This window comes from Spiroplasma mirum ATCC 29335, from assembly GCF_000565195.1.
GTDB lineage: Bacteria > Bacillota_I > Bacilli_A > Mycoplasmatales > Mycoplasmataceae > Spiroplasma > Spiroplasma mirum.
In genome coordinates this window covers 978,588-998,331 of record NZ_CP006720.1, presented here as the reverse complement: position 1 = coordinate 998,331, position 19,744 = coordinate 978,588, and the positions used below count along the sequence as shown (strand labels likewise).

Below are 19,744 nucleotides of genomic sequence, written 5' to 3'. Positions count from 1 at the left end.
GACCAAATGTTACGAAAGAAAGAACCATTTTTTAGTAACTGCAAAAGAAGGGAATCTTGCTAATGATGATTCACACTAACCTGTTGAAATTTCAGACCAGGAATTAGATCTTTTAGAACGCATTTATAATATTTTAAATTCAGTTAAGCACACAGCGTGAGTAGGCAAATCCAAAACAAGTATTTATAGAGTGATTTTGCTGAAAACGCTGGGGGTGTGCAAAATATTATCAAGGGTTTAATTATTAAATATGGTGCCCACACTGTGGTTGATGATGAAAAACCTCATTTATTAATTGTGGAAAATAAGTCTAAAATGCTCCGGGATGCTTTAGTTCATTATAAAAAAACTAGCCACCAGTAAGATAACTTATTGGTGGCTAGTTTTTTTAAGATAATTATTTATCTACTTCGGTTGGTTCTTCAACAGCTTGTAATTTGGTTGTTAAATCATTAATTGCATTAATTTTAGCAATAAATAATAATTCGTCACCAAGTTTTAAACTGTCAATATCCCCGGGCAAGATAACTTTTCCTTTTCTTTTAATATGGACAATGTTGTAATCTTTGTTATTAATTAACCGTAAATCTAACAATGAGCTACCATTAATTGATGGTTCGGTTACTTTAATCACAACTGAAGCATAGTTTTCGTCAACTGTTTGCATTTCAATTGCAACATCAAACATTGCTTTCGCAGCAATAATGTTTCCGGCAATAAGATCAGGTTGGACAATATTAGTAATTCCTAAGGCTTTTAAAATTCGCGCGTGGCGAGAATCTTTTGACTTAGCAATTATGTTATTAACCCCAATGTCTTGTAAACTAATAATTGTTAAAACACTAGCTTCAATATTGGTGGCCATTGTTACAATAACATTATCGTACTGGTCTAGACCTTGTTCAATTAAATTAGCTTTAATGGTTGAGTCTAAGGCCACGCCATCAATTTGTTCGTAACTAGCAATCATGTTATTAACTTTTGCTTGGTCAGCGTCAAACACCATGACATGTTGTTTTTTAGCAACTAAGGTATCAATAACCGCTTTTCCGAAGTTACTTAATCCAATTATTGCAAAACTTTTTTTACGAGCCATCCTATTACTCTCCTTATCACGCTTAATTATACTATTTTTAAAATTATAAGCAATCTTTGAAACTTTATAGAGAATATTGGTATAATGTAAGTATTATATTTGAATAGAGGTATAGTCTATGAGAGTTTATCAGCCTTTTTTTAAAAATATTTTTAAAAAAAGAAAAGAACTTTTAAATCAACGCAATGAAGACGATATCGCTGCACCAATTAAAAAAAGGAGAATTCATTTTATTCCCTTTTCAAAAGTAGCAGGGAAACTATTTTTAATTTATGTTTTAGTAGTTTTAATTTCAGGGTTTTTACTATGTATTCCTGGGGTGGTATATAATGGGGCCCGGGACATTACCAATGGGAGTGGAACTCCGTTGGGGCAATATGATTTTCGGTGAAATTTCTTAATTGGGTTGTTTACTGCTTCGAGTGCCTTTTCTGACACGGGGTTAACTATCCCGGTTACTGCCGCAGATTATACCTTTTTTGGTCAATTAATTATTATTATTTTAATTCAGTTTGGTGGTTTTGGGGTTTTAACCTTTAAAATTATGATCTTAGTTTTATTAGGTCGTAAAATTTCAATTAAGGACCGAATGTTAGTACAGGGTGAACGGGGAAATAATAGTTTTGGCCATACGTTAGATTTAATTAAAAGTAGTTTTTACTTTTTAATTATTGTTGAAGTAATTGCTGTAATTTTGCTGTTTTTTAATTTTTACTTTTCACCAGGAAGTACAACTGGAAAATTTATGATTGATAATGTAACATACCACCGGTTCTGAGCAAGTTTATGAAGTGGAGTTTTCCACTCGATTTCGGCAATTAACAACGCGGGGTTTGATATTGTTGGAAATTCGTCCTTAATGCCTTATAATACTAATTACTTTTTACAATTTATTTTTATGATTGAATTTGTAATGGGAGGAATTGGTTTTCCAACCTTCTATGATATTAAAAGAAAAATTGCGGCTTGAAAACGCAAAGAAAAAGTAAAATTTAGTTTGTTTACCAAAATTAACTTCATATCTTATTCGTTAGTATCCATTGTCGGAGTATTCTTAGTATGGTTAGTGGAATATGTTAATTTAAATATGACAACAATGGATGCTTTTGGAAATACCGTTTATATTGAAACAATTTTACGGGATGCACCAACTAAATGAAATGGGTTCATGAATATTTTATTCAATACTATGTCAACCCGCAATGCTGGTTTTTCAACAATTGACTGTACAAAGTTATTACCCGGGTCACGAGCAATTATGTCAATTATGATGTTTATTGGATCGGCGCCTTCTTCAACCGCCGGAGGAATTAGGACAACTACCTTTGCGATTGTGCTAATTACCATTTGATCCATTATGCGGAATAATAATAGTGTCAATGCGTTCAAGCGGAAAATCCCGAATGAAACTGTTAAACGAGCCTTAGTAGTAACTATTATTTCGGTAATGCTGGTTGGAGGAACAGTGCTAGGAATTAGTATTGAAAACCCAACCTTAGATTATTTAAACATTTTATTTGTGGTATGTAGTGCTTTTGGGACAACAGGCTTAAATGCCTTTAATTTTTTACAAACCTATGGTTTAGGCGCCTTTAGTTTATTATTATTAATTGCCAACATGTTTATTGGGCAGTTAGGAATTTCTTCAACCTTATTAGTTTCGATTAAGGGAACGGGGGACAAAGAATATAGTTATGTCGAAGAAGATGTTACAATTGGATAAGACTGCAAGGCTAGTAATTTTTAAAAATAAGTTAAGAAGACCCAAATTTTAAAGAATGGTGGGTTGAAATTTATCAAAAGAAGATGTGAAAGCTCTTTTTTTCTTTTTAGTACGCCTTTATAAAATTAGATATTTTTTATATTGACACAATAAAGTTGTAATAATTTTACAGAAAAATTAAAATTAAGGCGGAAGGTTGGTTTATTTATAAATGAAAGAAATAAATAGAAAAAATTCAAATGACCGGCGATGAAACTTAAAATATTTAAAAGAAAAATACGGAATTGATGATAGTTTTATTGCCTGTCAACTTACTGATTTAGATTTTCCAATGCCGAGTTTTATCTTTTGCCAAATCATTAAACGATGCCGTTTAAATCACTTAGTTATATTGTACTAGATGATGAATATTACCGAAGTATTATCAAATGATATAAAATTCGAGAAAATGTGGAATTAAAACAAGAATGGATTAATTATTGTTATGCTGAATTGTTGGAGATTGTAGCTATTATTCGCCAAATTAGTCATGTGGGAACTAAGTTTGTAATTACAAGTCCAGTGCGTTCAGCACTACCAAAAATTTGTACTTTTAATTATCGAGAAGTTATTTTTAATGAATTACAAATTAAAAATAATAAATTTAAATTTAATTTTAATGTTTTGAATGAACAGTTGCGTAATCCGATGGTAAAAGCATTTTTGCTTTGTAACTCAATGAAATCCCCCGGGAAAGTTATGCATAGTTGAGCAGTTAACAAAAAATTGCTAATATATGTTATCAAAATAATGTTATTTTAATATCTGATGAAAGTGGTGGGGATTTATTAACTAATGTCCAAGGTTTTAATTCAGTTCTTAATCTTAGTGATCAAAAATTATTTAATAATTTAATTGTATGTACCACTCCAAGTAAAGGGTTTAATATTGGGGGGTTAGCAACTGGTTATTTTATTTGCCCAAACCAAGAACTACGGCAAAAAATTTACCAGTATTATCAAAAAATTGGTTATATGAAAGTGATATTTTTGGAACCGAAGTAACAAAAGCTGTTTATTCAATAAAAGGGGCAAAATGAATTGATAAATTACATTTAGTTTTTCAAGAAAACTATAAAATTATTGAATGTTTTATTCGGGAAAACCATTTACCACTAACAATAATGGCAATGCCAAGTAGTTTTGCCACTGTCATTTTAATTAATAATGATAAAAAAACATTAGAATTTTATAAAAAACGATTTTTTCAAGAGAAATTATTAGTAAAATTTAATGATGATTTTTATGATTTAAAAAATAAATGGTTCCGGTTAGTTCTGAGTTGTTCAAATAAAACAATTAATAAATTTTTAATTCGGCTAAAACGAATCTTTAAATAAAAATCTATTTTTTAAAATTTATTTAATGAGAATTTATTTTATTAAATAATCATTGTTTTCTATTTTTATAGTGATAAAATGATAATGTACTTTTCCAAAGCGAAAAGTTAATAATTATCAATTTTAACGAGTGTCAAGAACACCTAATAAAGTATATTTTATTAGGTGTTTTTTGTTTAAAATTATTTTTTAATATTTAATTTTAAGTTTTCAAACTTAAAATGCTTTTTTATAATTAATTTATTATGAAAGGAAAAAAACTATGCCAAAATCGCAAAATAATTCAACTGAAAATTTATCAAAACCTAATGATCTTCCAAGAAATGATTCTTCTTTAGATCTTGAAACTTTCTCAGAAACTAGTGAAATTTCTGAACCAGATGAAAATATCATCCCCGAATTTCTTTTCCACGAAGATTCTCCTTTACTAACAGCCCAAGATACATCTGACTTAACAAACTCCACAGAAACAAAGGACACCGCAGAAATTAACTCATCAGAACCAACTATTTCAAGAGCAGCAAGTGCCACTAACCTAGAAGTTGGTGTTGAACCTAACCATTCGGTAAATTCAGAAACTACTGATTTTATTGCGCAAATTGATGAAATTGTTAATGAACATATTTCTGAACCGGATGTTAGATCATTTTTTATGCATGTCAAAGCAATTGTCCAAAACGGTTTTAAAAAAGAAGAACTTATAGATACCTTTCTAAACTTTTTAGAATCGGCAAGTATTTGTGTTGCAAAATACACAATGCCTAATTTTAATTTATGAAAACCAGAAGGATTATATTTTTATTACTATGATATTGCTTATTTATCAATTAAACCATTAGTGGAAAAGTATCTTAATAATGAAAAGCATAACTTAACAAAATATGCCCAAAAAGTTCTCGCAACTAGTATTTACTTATCAGTTGGTTGCAATATTTTAATACAATTAGTTCATACTTATGAAACTACCTATGAAGCTTATGAACATGATGGGGGATTTGAACTATTTAAAGAAATTTATTTCAAGGGAACTAACTTCTGATCAACAATGACCCAGGGAATGGAAATATTAAACTTAATTGCCACAATTTGTTCAAAAAAAGAAAATTTAGGGGTGCAAGTTATTAATAATATAACGGGGCTAGTATCACCGGGATTAAATTTAATGACTTATGGTGTTTTAACAAGAAACCTAATTACGGCCCAAGGATTAACAAATTCTTTGAAAACAATTTTAGAAGCTGTTTTACCAGCAGCATTTTCTTCAATTGTTGATAGTACCCGGGGTGCTTTTAGTATTATTAAAAAAATTACAAATTTAATGACTTCTTATTGAAATCGTCCCGAAGAAATTAATGAAAATACTCCTCTTTTTAATAATACCCCCAAATCATCGAGGACACAGCAAAGACTACTTTCCAATCGTCGTCAACAAAATCTTCAAAAGCATCAACAAAATCTTGCGCAACAATCTCAATTATCGCAAGACGATGCTTCAGTTAATAGTGATTTAACTGAAGTACATGTCATAGAATAAAACGAATTTAAAATTCGTTTTTTAAATTAATTATTAAAAATACTTGTTATATTAATGCGATTTTGTATATAATATAGGAGTGGAAAATACCAATTGGAACAGTACTCAAGTTGGTAAAGAGGGCACCCTGCTAAGGTGTTAGGTCGGGCAACCGGCGCGAGAGTTCGAGTCTCTCCTGTTCCGCCATTAATTTAAAAGAAAAACTTAGTTATATGTAGTAATATAACTTTTTTTATTGGTAAAATAATATTATAGTCAAAACAACGAAAGGGAAAAATTAATGAAAAATTGATTAAAAATAATTTTATCAATGATATTTTTATTCGGACTAGCAGTTGCGGCTGTTGTGGTTGTAGCAATCATTTTTAATATTGCTTTTATCTGAATTTTTGTTTCTATCTTAATTATTGACTTCTTAATGGCATTTTGAATATTTTTTTCAAAAAGAAGATATGAAGTTAAGTTGTCATGAATAATTTTTGTTATTTTTGTTCCCTTTATTGGTCTTTGTTCATACATTTTTTTTGGACGAAAATATCATTTTTCCAATAAAAGAACAATTTATTATGAAGCAATTAATAAAAATGAATACCAACAATTTCAAGAAGATAATCTTGCAAACTTAGCAAAGATTAATACGTTAAGTCCTAATTTTACAAGAACTTTTGAACTACTTAATCATAAAGCGGAAAAACCAGTCTATGGTAATAGTACTGTTGAAATTTTGCCAAACGGGACAATTGCTTTTTACCGGATTCTTTCTGATTTACAAAAAGCCAAAAAATACATTCTCTTAACTTATTTTATTATTGCGGATGGGGAGTTATTTGAAGCATTTGCCGAAATTATTAAAGAACGTTTGAAAGCTGGCGTGAAAGTTTATTTAATTTATGATCATGTAGGAAGTTATTTTAAAATTAGTGAAAAGAGTTTGCGCAAACTAAAAAAAATTGGAGTCAAAATGTATAAATTTTTACCGATTATTACGCCGTTCTTAAATGGGAATGCTAATTATCGTAACCATCGCAAGGATGCTATTATTGATGGAAAAATTGGCTATACCGGCGGAATTAATTTATCTGATTTATATGTTAACCAATCTCCAAAATTTGGTCTTTTTCATGATGTCCAATTGCGAATTGAAGGTGATGGGGTCCGTGCCTTGGAAGTTATTTTTGCTGATGATTGGTATTTTGCCAGCAAACAACGTGAGCGCATTAGTGAGTTAGAAAATGATATCTTTACCAAAAAAGATCATCGTCAAACTAATAATACTTTAGTGCAAATTTTTAATGACTATCCTAGTTTTTCAGAATCGTTAAATCGTGATGTTTATATTTCATTAATTAATAATGCAAAAAAAAGAATTTGGTTATCAACACCTTATTTTATTGCTCCCGGAGAATTAATTTTAGCCCTTAAAACAGCGGCTCAAGCAGGTATTGATGTGCGGTTAACGATTCCCGGCTTAACTGATAAAATTTTTGTGTTAGATATTACTAAAACTTATTGTAAAGAATTACTAGCGGCTGGTGTTAAGATTTATGAAATGAATAATGTCTTTTGCCATAATAAAATAGCTATTTTTGATGATGAAATTGCGATTGTTGGCACATGTAATTTAGATTACCGCAGTTTTTTCTCAGACCACCAAACAACCGCCATTATTTATGATAAGGAAGTTGTGAAAACATTTTTAACCCGCTGAAAGTGAGATTATAACCATGCAATTTTATGACGCGAATGACCAATTAAGTACAAACCATTAAAATACCGGGTGGGACTCCAATGCTTAAAATTAGTTAGTCCAATTTTATAATATCTTTTAAAAATCAAGTATAATAATGGTATATTTAAGTGGTAAAAGATGAGGTGAAGCAATGTTATTTAATAAATTAAAAAATAAAACTCCGGAAGAAGATAAAAAACAAAAACCAGGCAAACATAATTTATTACAAGATGAAAAAAAGGCAAAACCACAGGAACTAGAACCGAGTGATTTTTTTGACGATGAAGAAGACAGTAAAGATATTAAAACTGGGTTTAGTTTTAAAAGAAGAAAAAGCCATAAAATTATTAAGAATTTAAATGCCCAAAAAATTCGTACGTTATTATTTTATACGGATGTAAGTAATGTTCTACGTCAGTTAGAGTTTGGAATCCAACCCATTAAAAATATTCACCTAGCTAAAGATAGCGAATATATTGTATGAACATACCTGGAAAAACCTGATCATATTGAATTTGAACTAGATAATTCAACCCGCCATTATTTTTGAAGTTGAATTGCTGATCAAAAAATTGACCCTAATCAAATTGCCGTGATTGCAATTAATATTAAAAAATTATTTGAAAATACAAAAACTGATTGGTATTATGAAGAAACAACGCGGCGTGTTCACTTATTTGAAGATGTGAAGCCAGAATGTATTAAATGAATTTTAATGAAAAATAATGAATATTTAAACCGGATTCAGAATTATGTCAAAAGCACTAATTTAAAAATTAAAGTTTTCCAAGGTGAAAAAGGAAATATTGAACAAGTTGCTAATAAAAATAGAAAGAAGTAAGTTATGAGTAGAAAATTAGAGAAGATTACTCCTCGCGATGAGAATTTTGCCCAATGATATACTGATATTGTTGTTAATGCTGATTTAATTAGTTATGGACCAGCGAAGGGAACGATGATTTTTAAACCGTATGGTTATGCCATTTGAGAAAATATTCAAAAATATTTAGACCAAAAATTTAAGGAATTAAAAGTAACTAATGTTTATTTTCCCTTATTAATTCCTAAATCATTATTTGATAAAGAAAAAGAACATATTGAAGGATTTTCCCCCGAAATTGCAACGGTTACTAAAGTGGGGGACAAAAAATTAGAAGAAGAATTATATATTCGCCCCACTTCGGAAGTATTATTCGGAACTTTTTTTGCGAAAGAAATCCAAGGTTATCGTGACTTACCATTGTTATATAACCAATGGGTAAATGTTTTACGATGAGAAAAAACAACGCGCCCGTTTTTACGCACCAGTGAATTTTTGTGACAAGAAGGACACACTATTCATGCGAACGCCCAAGAAGCTAAAGATTTTACGCTAAAAATTTTGGATGTGTATAGTAAATTTGCCGAAGAAGCCTTATTGCTACCAGTTATTCGTGGCCAAAAAACAGAACGCGAAAAATTTGCTGGTGCGTTAGAAACATATACCATTGAGTCTTTAATGTATGATGGGCAAGCTCTACAATGTGGAACAAGCCATTATTTTGGGCAAAACTTTGCAAAACCATTTGATATTAAATTTACAAACCAAGATAACCAATTAGAATATGCTTACTCAACTTCGTGAGGTGTATCAACCCGCACAATTGGGGCAATTATTATGACCCATGGTGATGATCACGGGTTAGTATTACCCCCAATGATTGCTCCAACGCAAGTAATGATTGTTCCTGTTAAAAATGATGACACCTTATTAACAGTTGCTGAACAAATTAAAAAACAATTAGGAAATTTCCGAGTGGTCATTGATGAATCGGAAAAGTCATTTGGTTATAAATTAGCAAATGCGGAAATTAAAGGAATTCCCGTGCGTATTGAAATTGGTCCGCGGGACTTAGAACAAGAAAGTGTAATAATCACTCGCCGTGATACTTTTGAAAAAGTCCAAGTTAAAATTTCAGAAGTTTTAGCAACAGTTAATAAATTATTTACAGAAATTAGTGCTAATCTTTTCAACCGGGCACTTGCAAATCGTCAACAGCGAACTATTAAAGTTAATAGTTATGAAGAATATAAAGAAATTTTAAAACAGAAAAATGCGTTATTTTTAGTACCATTTTGTGGGGCGCTTGCTTGTGAAAATATTATTAAAGAAGAAACTCAAACCGTTTCTCGTTGTATTCCGTTTGATATTTCCCAAGACGTATCAGAACAGTGTTTCCGCTGTGATAATCCCGCCCAATATTTAGTATATTTTGCCAGAGCTTATTAAAAAATAAAGGAAACCTTATTTTAATTAGGTAAATCTTAATTGAGGGAGGTTTTTTATGTTGGGCACTAATTTATTTACAGATTCATTATATGTTGAAAATTCCCGTGAATTTTTAGCAACTAGTTCTGAAACTTTATTAGCTACTAAAAATCACTATTTAAGTTATGGTAATTGAGCAAAAGAGGGTATTCCAACAACTTGCTTAAATAATGATAATTTAAACCAAATCGCAGTTGTCGTTAGCTTAGATTATAATGATAATAATGCGTTAGTTGCCAAAAATTCATACCAAGAAATTTATTGAAATCTCGCCCCTCAGCCGGTTGATGCTCCTAATCTTGTAATTAATGCTCTTTTTGAATATAAGAATTTTAACGAAAATAATCAGCAATTTGATTATCAAAAAAGTTTACTAAAAAATGAACTAGTTTTTACTTATTATAATAAATAAAATTAATAATCCTAGTCTTCCCAGTCTGTTTTACTTTGATAATAATTTTAACTATAATTTAGAAGATTACAAAAAATATCCTAATGATATTATTACAAAGATTAATAAACTTCGCACCAAATTGCCAAACCCAAATTTAACTTTACCAGTTACAACTTATATTTTAAGCAGTACTACCAAATATAATTTTGATAAAATAAACGGTTATTTAAAATATCATGATCGGCATTTTTACCACTATTTTAGTAATAATACTACTATGTATAATTTCCAAAAACAGCGAGTTGAAATCACAGATAATATGTTGACTAATAATAGATTATTAATAGATCCCTTTCTGGCCCACGAGGAATTAGTTTTGCAAACGGTTATTCCAACATCAGGAATTATTATTAATTAAAAAATAGTTTTTGATAATCATAATTTTCATAACTTGGTTACTATTAGTATATGCTATATCAGAAAAAATCTTTTTTAATAATTTTATTAATCCCCAGGCAACTATATTTTTAATTAATAATAATCAACTTTCTTATTATTATAATCAGCCTTTTGATGACGAGCAATGCTAACTTTGTTTAAGAATTTTATTTCCAAAATTAAATCCTTTTTAAAGGCAAAAGATAATAAGCAAATGGAAGTTACTTATGACAAGAAAAGTGTTACCAAGTTTAAACAATGAAAATTTAAGCGCCAAATTATTGTCAGTTTTTTTATTATTGTTATTTTAGCTTTTCTAACTTGTCTCGGAGTTTTAATTTACCAAAATCTTATTATTAAGCAACACCAACCCCCACCCAACAAATGATTATTCTTATGAACTGGCTTTAGCTAGTTACCAATTTAATAATGCTTTTACTTTCCAACATAATGACTATTTTTTTAAACTTGCGCGTTAAAAAAATATTTTTAGCGCAGTGAATTAATGTCTTTCCAACTATTAATAATGAAGATAGTTATCTCGTTTTTGATTGCAGTAATGAATATTATGGGTTATCAAAAGTAAATACAATTATTCATTATACGTTAGCTAACATAATAATTAATTCTTAGCGTATTAAAATTTAAGATTTCATTTAAAAAAGTGGAAAAGATTTATTTTTAATTTTATTTGTTATAATTATAAATATAGTAATAAATAGAGGTGATATTGCATTATGAATATTATGGAAGAACTAAAGAAAGTTTTAAAACAAAGGGGGATTAGTAAAACAGTTGATTTGAATACTAATTTTAAAGATCTTGGTCTTGATTCATTAGATTTAATGGATTTGGTTATTTTAGCTGAAGAAAAATTATCAATTCGCATTCCAGATGATAAGTTAACAGAAATTAAAACATTAAATGACTTAGTTAAAATTATTGATAATTTAAAGAAATAAGGAATTTTTATGGCTTTATCGTACGATAAGATTGTTCAAATTTTAAAAGATAAAAACTATCGGTTAACGGATATTCGCTTATCAATTATTAAAATTTTAACTGATAAAAAACACTTAACTTTGTCCGTAATTGTTGAATATTTAGAAAAAGAATACCAAAATGTCAATTTAATGTCAGTATACAATACTATTGATATGCTCTTAAAAGAACATATACTTTTTAGCAATACTTTTGATGGTAAACAAATTTGATATGACCTCGCTGAGAATCCTTCGTTTCATGCCATTTGTGACTCATGTAAGAAAGTTCTTCATATTAAAGATGAAGCAGTTTTAAAATCAATTGATATTGTTAGTTTAGGGAAAGCTTTAGAAAAAATTTACTGAAAACCAATTCATTTTAAAATTGAAGGACATGGTTTGTGTGAAGAATGTCAACGGTTAAACCGTACGGAACATACTCATTTTGATGATGATTTAGATTAGTTTCAGATTTTTTGTGCTTTAAAAAATATAAATTTAAGATTTAATTATTTAATTTTAAGAATTTATTTGTTAAAATAAATAAGTGTTAATTTAGCACAATAAAATTAGGGGTGTAGTTCAATGGTAGAACATCGGACTTCAAATCCGAGTGTTGTGGGTTCAAGTCCTGTCACCCCTGCCATATTTTAAAAGTAGTATTTTAAAAAATACTTTTTTATTTTTACCCAAGATTTTATTTTTTTTATGTTATTATTTTAAAGAAACTAGGGGTGTAGTTCAATGGTAGAACAACGGTCTCCAAAACCGTATGCTGTGGGTTCAAGTCCTGTCACCCCTGCCATAACAAAATAAAAAATAAGGAAGTATACCCAAGTCTGGTTGAAGGGGCCGGTCTCGAAAACCGTTAGGTGATGAAAGTCACGCAAGAGTTCGAATCTCTTTACTTCCGCCATATTTTTAAGTTTTACATCAAAAAAAGAAAATCCATTTTATTAAGAATGGATTTTTATTTTATTTATCAAGTTTCGGAATTGTTACAAAAGCAACTGTATCTAATCCCGCATGAGCAACAAATACATTTGGTAATTTTTCAACATGATAATTAATTTTATGTTTATTTAGAACACCAACAATTGCATCTCAAACTTTTGCTGAACATTCTGAAGTTTTTAAAACAAATAATTCATATTTTAACTTAACTTTTTTAGTAAAGTTTTTTAATAGATCAATAAAGCTCTCTACTAATGAGTTTATTGTTCGGGATGAGGCAACTTTTTTGGGGTTTTCTCCTCATTGTAATAAGATTTTAATTTTTAATAAATTAATTAAGGAAAGTAAAACTTTTTTAACTCTTCCCCCGCTTGATAAACGATCAAGACTACCAGGAATCATTGTCATTAAGGTTGAGTTTTCAAATTTTGTTGTTTCGGCAATGATATCTTTGCTATCCATTCCTTTATCAGCCAAATCTTTTGCTAAAATTATTAGTTGTTTTAAAGAATAAGCTGCTGTATGGTTACGAACAACAGTAACTTTTTTCTTAAATTCGTCATCTTGAGCAATCATATAAGCTGTTGAATATTGACTAGATAATTTTTCAGCAATTGGATAATGAATTATTTCATCATGCGTTTTTAGTAATTCTTGATACATATTAATAACTTCCCCGGTTGATGCTTGACTAGTTTTGGTAATGCCAGTTCTAACAACTTCATAGAAATTATTAGCTGCAACTTCTTGTTCATTATCTAAAATATCTGTTTCACCATTTAAAATAATGTGTAGTGGTAAAACATGAATTTGATATTTTTTAATTTCTTCCTCTGTAAATCCTGCTGATGAATCAGTTAAGATTGCAATTTTTTTGCTCATTTTTTTCACCTCTTATTTTTCTCAACATACTAGGACAACAGTATTAGGTCCGGTATGGGCTGCTATGACATTGGCTAAAATTACTGTTTTTTTAATTTCACAACCATAGTCAGTAATGATTTTTTTAACATCATTTAATGCTTCTTCATCTGTTTTTGAATGAATTAAAATAATTTCTTTTCAATTTGTACGTTCTTTCTTAATTTGATGTAATGTTAATTCAATTGCTTTTTTAAAAGTTCTTGTTTTTTCAAATTTATCAATTTTTCCATCATATCTTAAAATCGGTGTGATCTTTAAAAGCGAAGCAAGAGCGGCCGCGGCAGGGGTAATCCTTCCGCCACGTTTTAAAGTTTCTAAACTTTTTGAAATAATAAAAGCAGAAAATTGTTTTTTTAATTCATCAACTTTTGCTTGTATTTCTTCAGGAACCACTCCTTCGTTTAAACACTGATAAATATGGTCAATCATATGTTTTAATACTTCGCTAACACCATCAGTATCGATAACAAAAACACGATCTTTATATTTATCTTGCTGTGAAAGCATATAAATATTTTCATGTTGACCAGATAAACCTTTTGATAAACCAACAAAAACAATTTTTTCGTAAGTTTTTAACAGTTCATCTCACTTGTTAATTATTTTTCCCATTGGGATTTGGCTTGTCTTAATAACTTGCTGATCCAAAATATCATAAAATTCGTCGAATGAAATAATTTCATCATCGTCATCAACTTCACTACCATCGGGGAAGGTTAATAGTAATGGCATTCAATACATGTCATCATATTTTTCTAAGTCTTTTCTTTTGATTCCTGATGAGGAGTCAACTATTATTGCTACTTTTTTCATATTTATCCCTCGTTTAATTCTACAAATTTAATAAAATTGTTAATTTGTTAACAATAAATTAATTATAAACTTTGATATAATATTTTCAAGAACAAGAAGGTGTTATTATGAAAATTAATCCAGAAAAATTTAAAATGTATGAAGCAATTTTGCAAGAGTTTGGACCAAGTGGCTGTGAATTTCGGGTTATTGAACTAATGAAGAAATATTATCAGCAATATACTAATGAAATTATTCAAGATAATTTAGGTAGTTGCTTTGCTGTTATTAGAAATAAAAAAAATATTGTTAACCCTCAAAAAGTAATGCTGATGGCCCATGGTGATGAAGTTGGTTTTATGGTCCGCCAAATTAATCCTAAGGGTTTAGTTAAAATAAATCCCCTGGGTGGAATTTGAGAACAAACTTTATTAGCAAATCGCGTGAAACTCTTAAAAGATGATGGGACTTTTATTAAAGGAACAATTTCAGCGATTTCACCGCACTTATTATCACCAGAAGCTCGTAATAAACCAGCTCAAATTGATACGATGCTAGTTGATTTTGGATTTACTTCTGAAGCAGATGCTTATGCTAATGGAATCCGTTTGGGTAATTTTTTAATTTGCGAAGGAGAGACAGTCTTATTAAATGGAAAGCGATTATTATCAAAAGCCATTGATAACCGGATGGGAGTTATTTTAGGATTAGAAGTTTTAGAAAACATTAAAGATTTAGCATTAGACTTTGATTTATATATTGGTTTTAGTGTTCAAGAAGAAGTTGGAACCCGAGGTGCTGTTACAGCAACTAATTTAATTAAACCTGATTTTGCAATTGTTACTGATGTGTCTCCCGGCCAAGATTATTATTCAAATAGTGAATTTGGTCAACTTGGGAATGGTGTAATTTTAAGAGGAATGGACCGCGAATATATTACAAGATATGATTTGATTCAATACCAAATTGCTTTAATGAAAAAATATAATATTAAAAATCAGTTTTATATTTCGTCAGGTGGAACAGACGCTGGAGCTGTGCATTTACATGATTATGGAGTACCTACCATTCAGGCTTGTTTGATTGCTCGCAACCTGCACACTACTGGTGGGGTGATTGATTTAGATGATTTTAATGAAACAATTAAATTAGTGACTACTATCATTAAGGATTTAAATCATGAAAAAATCTGTCAGTTTAATTTTACTAGTAAGGAGAAAAAAGATGAAAAATAATACAGTTGGTTTATTTTATAATGAAAATTTTGATACATTATTTGGTTACTTACAAGTTGTTAATAATCCCGAACGGATAATCCAAGATAACTTAGTTTTCTTCCGTAATGATAAACAACAACTAGTTGGTTTTAATATTTTAAATGCCAAAACAATGCTTAAAAATAAGTTAACTAGTGGCATTAATAGTGACAATAAAGATTTAATTGCGGAAATAATTACTTTATTTCAACAGTATGGCTATAATTTGGCAAATATTAATTTAACAACCCAATTTATAGTGGGAGAAGTATTAACTGTTAAAAAACACCCAAATTCAGATAAGTTAAATATTTGCGAAGTTAATCTTGGTGATGAACAACGACAAATAATTTGTGGAGCTACTAATATTAATCATCAGCAAAGAGTTGTTGTTGCTAATATTGGTGCACGAATGCCAAACTTATTACAAATTATTCCTTCAGAATTACGGGGTAAAAAATCCGATGGAATGATTTGTTCCGAACAAGAACTTGGTTTACCAATTACCCAAGCGGGGAAAGTTATTATGGTGTTAACGGATAATAAATATAAAATTGGAGATAGCTTTTGAAAGGACTACTATAAAGATGAGTAAAATAAAAGAAGGTTACTATAGTGCTATTTATTTTTTAAAAACAGCCGCCATTTTAAAAAATGAACGGCCAGACGATATAATTACCATCCAATTTTTTCAAAGAGAAAATAATGTTAAATTAGCAGGGGTTAATGAATGTGTCAAATTAATTAAAGCAGAAGCGATTGATCCAGCAAGTTTGGAAATTTATGCTTTAACAGATGGTGATCTTATTAATGCTTTTGAGCCAGTTCTAAAAATTACCGGTCATTATTATCAATTTGGTTATTTAGAAGGTATTATTGATGGAATTCTTGCTCGTCAAACAAGTATTGCAACTAATTGTTATCGTTTAATCCAAGTTGCTAATAATAAGCCAATTATTTATATGAATGATCGTAATGATTATTATTATACGCAGGAAAATGATGGTTATGCTGCTAATGTGGGTGGGATTAGCAATTTTGTAACACAAGCGCAGTTAGCAAAAGTTAATCCTAATGCGGAACCAATTGGAACTGTTCCCCATGCATTAATCCAAGCATTTAATGGTGATTTAATTGCTGCTTTACATGCCTACAAAAAACATTTTCCAACGGAAAAATTAGTTGCTTTGGTTGATTATAATAATGATGTTATTAATGATACTTTAAAAATTGCTAAGGAATTTCCTGATTTATTTGCCGTTCGCATTGACACTTCAAAAGCCTTAGTTGATAAGTATTTTATTGGAAAAGAAGCGGAGTTTAAAGGTGAAGATATTCATGGGGTTAATAAACATTTGATCAAAGCCTTGCGTCAAGAACTAGATCGCCATTATTTTACAAATGTCAAGATTATTGTTTCTTCTGGTTTTACGGCAAAAATTATTGAAGATTTTGAAAAAGAAAATATTCCCGTTGATTTTTATGGGGTTGGCCAAAGTTTAGCAAAGTTAACAATTGGTTTTACTGGTGATGCGGTCTTAATAAACGGTCAACCCCAGGCAAAATATGGACGCCATAATATCGAGTCAACCCGATTACAAAAAAAATAAGTTAACAACAAATAATTTAGGTATAATTAAGATATATTTGGAGGAGAATTAGTTATGAATAGTAAAGATAATCAAAAAATCCCGTCTTATTATAATCACCAAGGCACTTTTTTTGAAAATAATAATTCAAAACAAAATACTTCTGAAAAAAAACAACCAGCAGACGCTGTACCACCAGCAAGTTCTGAAAAACAAGTTTCAAAATTAACAGAAGTAATTTCACCATTATTTGGAAAAGATCTTAATTCTGCCCATTATCAAACAATAATTAATTATACTAGTGATGATACTTCTCCGATTGCCAAAATAGTGGAAGCAGAAATTAAACAAAAAATTGGGGATAATGGAGTTGAAGAAAAACCAACACCAACAACAAAAACTTATCAACCAATTTATAAAAAATATGACCTGCAACAAGATGAGCAAATAATTAAATCGATGGTTAAAAAGCCAGAGAAATTATCTGAGCAAGCTGAAAAAACCCAATCCTTTTTATTCAAGCCACGTAAAAATGGTGAGAATATTTTTGGTGATCGTACCGAAGAATTAACAGTAGAGTTAGAACAATTGAAAGAAAAAATTAAAAAAACTGATCCGCGTAAAAATTTATATGATATTTATGAACAAACAACAATGTTTGAAGGAATTGAAAAACAAAAAGAGGTTAATAGTAAATTCCACAATATTATTCGTAAGACTTATCAAATCAATACTGATTTTCCAACTGACATGTCGTTACTTGATCGGAAAAAACAAATCATGCATAATTCAATTGCGGCGGGTTCAACGCGTTATAAAATTGCTCGTGAATTAAAAGAAAATAATCTTGACCGTCAATTTCTCCGAAGACCAAAACCAATTATTCAAGGCTCTTCGGAACATCAACAAATGATGGAGAATTTAAAAAATGTTAAGGATAATTCAGCCAAAAAACAAGTTGTTGATTTTTACACGAGTCGGAATCCTTATTATATGAGGAAATTAAATCTTGAAGAAGAAAATCTTAAAGAAGCAGATGAAAGTCGTCGTGAACGAATTAAAAATGAATTAAATAATAATGAAGACAAATAAGCAACCAGATTCTTTAATCAAAGATGACATTTTTAATTTAGAAGATAATTTATTTTCAAGGTTACTAGCAAGTCATCCGTCATTAACGGAATTAACTTCTACGATTAATTTCTGCAATCATCAATTATTACTGACCGATTTTTTAGCGAGAGCAACTAAATCCCCAACTGTTGAGCTTTATGATCTTAATTTTGATGAATTAGTGTTAGGTTTTTCTGACTTTCAAGCAATAATTATGATTGGTTTGCAAGAAAATTATTCTTTTGCTAATTTAATCAATAATTTTAAAAACCATTCTTTAAAAAGGGGGCTTACTTCATTGGGAGTTACAATTAAAAATGATTTTTTAGTGAAAAAAGGTAAATTATTAAAATTAAAATTTAGTAAAAAATATTATAATAAAATGGAATCTTATCAAATTAAATATTAAAAATATTTAATTTTAGCCCAAAAATTAATTAGTTATTTATTAGTTTTTGTTAGTTTGCTAAGATATCAGGGGATGAAAAAATTCCTACCAGTTAATTTTTACCAATATTTTATAAAAGATCTTTTAAATATCTAAAATATCATTAATATATTTAAGAGATAAGTTATAATATGAGAGTAGTATAAAAAATTGAATTAAGTGGGTGAAAAAATGAATTTATACTTATTAGCTAGTGACAATAATCTTTTAATCTCAGAAACAATTTTAATTATTATTTTATTATGTTTAGCAATTATTTTTTGTTTATATGGAATTATTGCGGCGCGAAAAGTTGCGATTGCGGCGAAAAAATTTGATTATTTTATTGAGGACTTAACATATAAATCAGAAATGCTAAACTCAACAGTTGATACGGTGGTAAAAATATCAAACTATGTTGATGTTTTTGAAGCATTTACGAAACGAAATGTTAAAGCTTGAATTAAAGTTATTTCAAGAAATAAGGACGTTGCTTATCGATTAGTTGACAAACTAAAAGATTTTGCTAATTCTGAGGATGATTAATTATGGCTTTTAAATTATTAAAAACAGTAGCAATTATGGTTGTTGGAATGTTAATTGCCCCTAAAAAAGGTTCTGAATTACGCGCTGATTTTGTTAAAATGGTTAAAAAATATAATCCGCAGTTAAAAGATATGGTTAATAAAATTGAAATTGTTTGGGAGAAATCACAAGGAATTGAGTCTGATGAAATTGCCACTAATATTGAAGTTAAAATTAAAAATGTTAAGGGGGCAGTTGATATTTTAGATTCTGCTTCAACCAAAGAGATGGCTTATAAAGCACTGAAAAAACTTGATCAAGGTGCCGTCAAACTAATCAAAGCAGCCGCAAAATCTCCGAATGTTCGGGCAGTAGCCAAAGATTTAGCAAAAATTACTGTCTCTGCCATTTACGCTGGAATCAAGGTTAGTGATGATTTGAAAAAAACCTCTGCTTCAATTTCAGAAAAAATCATTGAAGAAGGATACCCAAAACCCACTAAAAAAATATCGAATCAAAATAAAAAATAAACTCTATTTACTTAGAGTTTTTTCAATAAGATGATTAATAGAAAGGAATTT

Annotated in this window: 24 protein-coding genes and 4 tRNA genes; 25 read left to right on the top strand and 3 right to left on the bottom strand. The window is 29.4% G+C overall.

Going from position 1 to position 19,744, the window contains the following annotated elements:
- Nucleotides 1-216 precede the first annotated feature (216 nt).
- Nucleotides 217-363: a hypothetical protein gene (locus P344_RS06860; protein ID WP_156028586.1), complete on the top strand. Its 147-nt coding sequence runs from the start codon at nucleotides 217-219 to the stop codon at nucleotides 361-363.
- A gap of 34 nt (nucleotides 364-397) precedes the next feature.
- On the opposite strand, the gene P344_RS05140 is transcribed toward P344_RS06860, so the two are convergent.
- Entirely contained in the window at nucleotides 398-1,096 is a 699-nt protein-coding gene (locus P344_RS05140; RefSeq protein ID WP_025317804.1) for a potassium channel family protein, read from the bottom strand.
- A 118-nt stretch (nucleotides 1,097-1,214) separates the two neighbouring features.
- Between P344_RS05140 and P344_RS05135 the strand changes: the two genes are divergently transcribed.
- The 17 genes from P344_RS05135 (at nucleotide 1,215) to P344_RS05055 (ending at nucleotide 12,499) form a co-directional block, all read left to right on the top strand.
- Nucleotides 1,215-2,819, top strand: a complete 1,605-nt coding sequence (locus P344_RS05135; RefSeq protein ID WP_025317803.1) for a TrkH family potassium uptake protein — start codon at nucleotides 1,215-1,217, stop codon at nucleotides 2,817-2,819.
- Nucleotides 2,820-3,185: 366 nt separating this feature from the next.
- Entirely contained in the window at nucleotides 3,186-3,620 is a 435-nt protein-coding gene (locus P344_RS05125) for a beta C-S lyase family protein (RefSeq protein WP_025317801.1), read from the top strand.
- Nucleotides 3,584-3,862 (top strand): aminotransferase class I/II-fold pyridoxal phosphate-dependent enzyme, encoded by a 279-nt coding sequence (locus P344_RS08135; protein WP_148552355.1) that lies wholly within the window; start codon nucleotides 3,584-3,586, stop codon nucleotides 3,860-3,862. Before P344_RS05125 ends, P344_RS08135 begins: the two co-directional genes overlap by 37 nt.
- Nucleotides 3,775-4,197 (top strand): PLP-dependent aminotransferase family protein, encoded by a 423-nt coding sequence (locus P344_RS05120; RefSeq protein WP_025317800.1) that lies wholly within the window; start codon nucleotides 3,775-3,777, stop codon nucleotides 4,195-4,197. The genes P344_RS08135 and P344_RS05120 overlap by 88 nt, the downstream gene beginning before the upstream one ends.
- A 262-nt stretch (nucleotides 4,198-4,459) precedes the next feature.
- Complete coding sequence (locus P344_RS05115; protein WP_025317799.1) at nucleotides 4,460-5,731, top strand: hypothetical protein; 1,272 nt, start codon at nucleotides 4,460-4,462, stop codon at nucleotides 5,729-5,731.
- Between the two features lie 95 nt (nucleotides 5,732-5,826).
- Nucleotides 5,827-5,917: transfer RNA gene (locus P344_RS05110), tRNA-Ser, on the top strand.
- Between the two features lie 94 nt (nucleotides 5,918-6,011).
- Nucleotides 6,012-7,550: a cardiolipin synthase gene (gene cls, locus P344_RS05105; protein WP_025317798.1), complete on the top strand. Its 1,539-nt coding sequence runs from the start codon at nucleotides 6,012-6,014 to the stop codon at nucleotides 7,548-7,550.
- A 61-nt stretch (nucleotides 7,551-7,611) separates the two neighbouring features.
- A complete protein-coding gene (locus tag P344_RS05100; protein WP_025317797.1) occupies nucleotides 7,612-8,301 on the top strand; it encodes a hypothetical protein in 690 nt (229 codons plus the stop codon).
- Between the two features lie 3 nt (nucleotides 8,302-8,304).
- Nucleotides 8,305-9,729, top strand: a complete 1,425-nt coding sequence (gene proS / locus P344_RS05095; RefSeq protein ID WP_025317796.1) for a proline--tRNA ligase — start codon at nucleotides 8,305-8,307, stop codon at nucleotides 9,727-9,729.
- A 55-nt stretch (nucleotides 9,730-9,784) separates the two neighbouring features.
- The gene (locus P344_RS05090) at nucleotides 9,785-10,180 is read left to right on the top strand and encodes a hypothetical protein (RefSeq protein WP_025317795.1); all 396 of its coding nucleotides are present in this window, start codon (nucleotides 9,785-9,787) and stop codon (nucleotides 10,178-10,180) included.
- A 121-nt stretch (nucleotides 10,181-10,301) separates the two neighbouring features.
- Nucleotides 10,302-10,580, top strand: a complete 279-nt coding sequence (locus P344_RS05085) for a hypothetical protein (RefSeq protein ID WP_025317794.1) — start codon at nucleotides 10,302-10,304, stop codon at nucleotides 10,578-10,580.
- 234 nt (nucleotides 10,581-10,814) lie between these two features.
- Entirely contained in the window at nucleotides 10,815-11,015 is a 201-nt protein-coding gene (locus P344_RS05080) for a hypothetical protein (RefSeq protein ID WP_148552335.1), read from the top strand.
- Between the two features lie 322 nt (nucleotides 11,016-11,337).
- A complete protein-coding gene (locus P344_RS05075) occupies nucleotides 11,338-11,562 on the top strand; it encodes an acyl carrier protein (RefSeq protein WP_025317792.1) in 225 nt (74 codons plus the stop codon).
- A gap of 9 nt (nucleotides 11,563-11,571) precedes the next feature.
- Nucleotides 11,572-12,048: a Fur family transcriptional regulator gene (locus P344_RS05070; protein WP_025317791.1), complete on the top strand. Its 477-nt coding sequence runs from the start codon at nucleotides 11,572-11,574 to the stop codon at nucleotides 12,046-12,048.
- Nucleotides 12,049-12,154: 106 nt separating this feature from the next.
- Nucleotides 12,155-12,229 (top strand) — tRNA-Trp (locus P344_RS05065).
- A gap of 84 nt (nucleotides 12,230-12,313) precedes the next feature.
- Nucleotides 12,314-12,388: transfer RNA gene (locus tag P344_RS05060), tRNA-Trp, on the top strand.
- An 18-nt stretch (nucleotides 12,389-12,406) separates the two neighbouring features.
- Nucleotides 12,407-12,499, top strand: a tRNA-Ser gene (locus P344_RS05055).
- A 59-nt stretch (nucleotides 12,500-12,558) separates the two neighbouring features.
- Here the strand turns inward: P344_RS05055 and P344_RS05050 are convergent.
- Nucleotides 12,559-13,419, bottom strand: a complete 861-nt coding sequence (locus P344_RS05050) for a DegV family protein (protein WP_025317790.1) — start codon at nucleotides 13,417-13,419, stop codon at nucleotides 12,559-12,561.
- Nucleotides 13,420-13,431: 12 nt separating this feature from the next.
- Nucleotides 13,432-14,274 (bottom strand): DegV family protein, encoded by an 843-nt coding sequence (locus P344_RS05045; RefSeq protein ID WP_025317789.1) that lies wholly within the window; start codon nucleotides 14,272-14,274, stop codon nucleotides 13,432-13,434.
- A 107-nt stretch (nucleotides 14,275-14,381) separates the two neighbouring features.
- On the opposite strand from P344_RS05045, the gene P344_RS05040 reads away from it, so the two are divergent.
- The 7 genes from P344_RS05040 to P344_RS05010 all read left to right on the top strand — a co-directional run bounded on the left by P344_RS05040 (nucleotide 14,382) and on the right by P344_RS05010 (nucleotide 19,693).
- The gene (locus tag P344_RS05040) at nucleotides 14,382-15,488 is read left to right on the top strand and encodes a M42 family metallopeptidase (RefSeq protein ID WP_025317788.1); all 1,107 of its coding nucleotides are present in this window, start codon (nucleotides 14,382-14,384) and stop codon (nucleotides 15,486-15,488) included.
- Nucleotides 15,478-16,104, top strand: coding sequence for a YtpR family tRNA-binding protein (ytpR, locus tag P344_RS05035; protein ID WP_025317787.1), 627 nt, complete (start codon nucleotides 15,478-15,480; stop codon nucleotides 16,102-16,104). Before P344_RS05040 ends, ytpR begins: the two co-directional genes overlap by 11 nt.
- Nucleotides 16,097-17,119 carry a nicotinate phosphoribosyltransferase gene (locus tag P344_RS05030; protein ID WP_025317786.1) on the top strand — a complete coding sequence of 341 codons (1,023 nt, stop codon included), beginning with the start codon at nucleotides 16,097-16,099 and terminating at the stop codon, nucleotides 17,117-17,119. Before ytpR ends, P344_RS05030 begins: the two co-directional genes overlap by 8 nt.
- A gap of 54 nt (nucleotides 17,120-17,173) precedes the next feature.
- On the top strand, nucleotides 17,174-18,190 hold the full coding sequence (locus P344_RS05025; RefSeq protein ID WP_025317785.1) for a hypothetical protein: 1,017 nt from the start codon (nucleotides 17,174-17,176) through the stop codon (nucleotides 18,188-18,190).
- Nucleotides 18,177-18,620, top strand: a complete 444-nt coding sequence (locus tag P344_RS05020) for a hypothetical protein (RefSeq protein WP_025317784.1) — start codon at nucleotides 18,177-18,179, stop codon at nucleotides 18,618-18,620. The genes P344_RS05025 and P344_RS05020 overlap by 14 nt, the downstream gene beginning before the upstream one ends.
- Nucleotides 18,621-18,830: 210 nt before the next feature.
- Nucleotides 18,831-19,184, top strand: coding sequence for a hypothetical protein (locus P344_RS05015; RefSeq protein ID WP_025317783.1), 354 nt, complete (start codon nucleotides 18,831-18,833; stop codon nucleotides 19,182-19,184).
- A gap of 2 nt (nucleotides 19,185-19,186) precedes the next feature.
- The gene (locus P344_RS05010) at nucleotides 19,187-19,693 is read left to right on the top strand and encodes a YtxH domain-containing protein (RefSeq protein ID WP_025317782.1); all 507 of its coding nucleotides are present in this window, start codon (nucleotides 19,187-19,189) and stop codon (nucleotides 19,691-19,693) included.
- Nucleotides 19,694-19,744 lie beyond the last annotated feature (51 nt).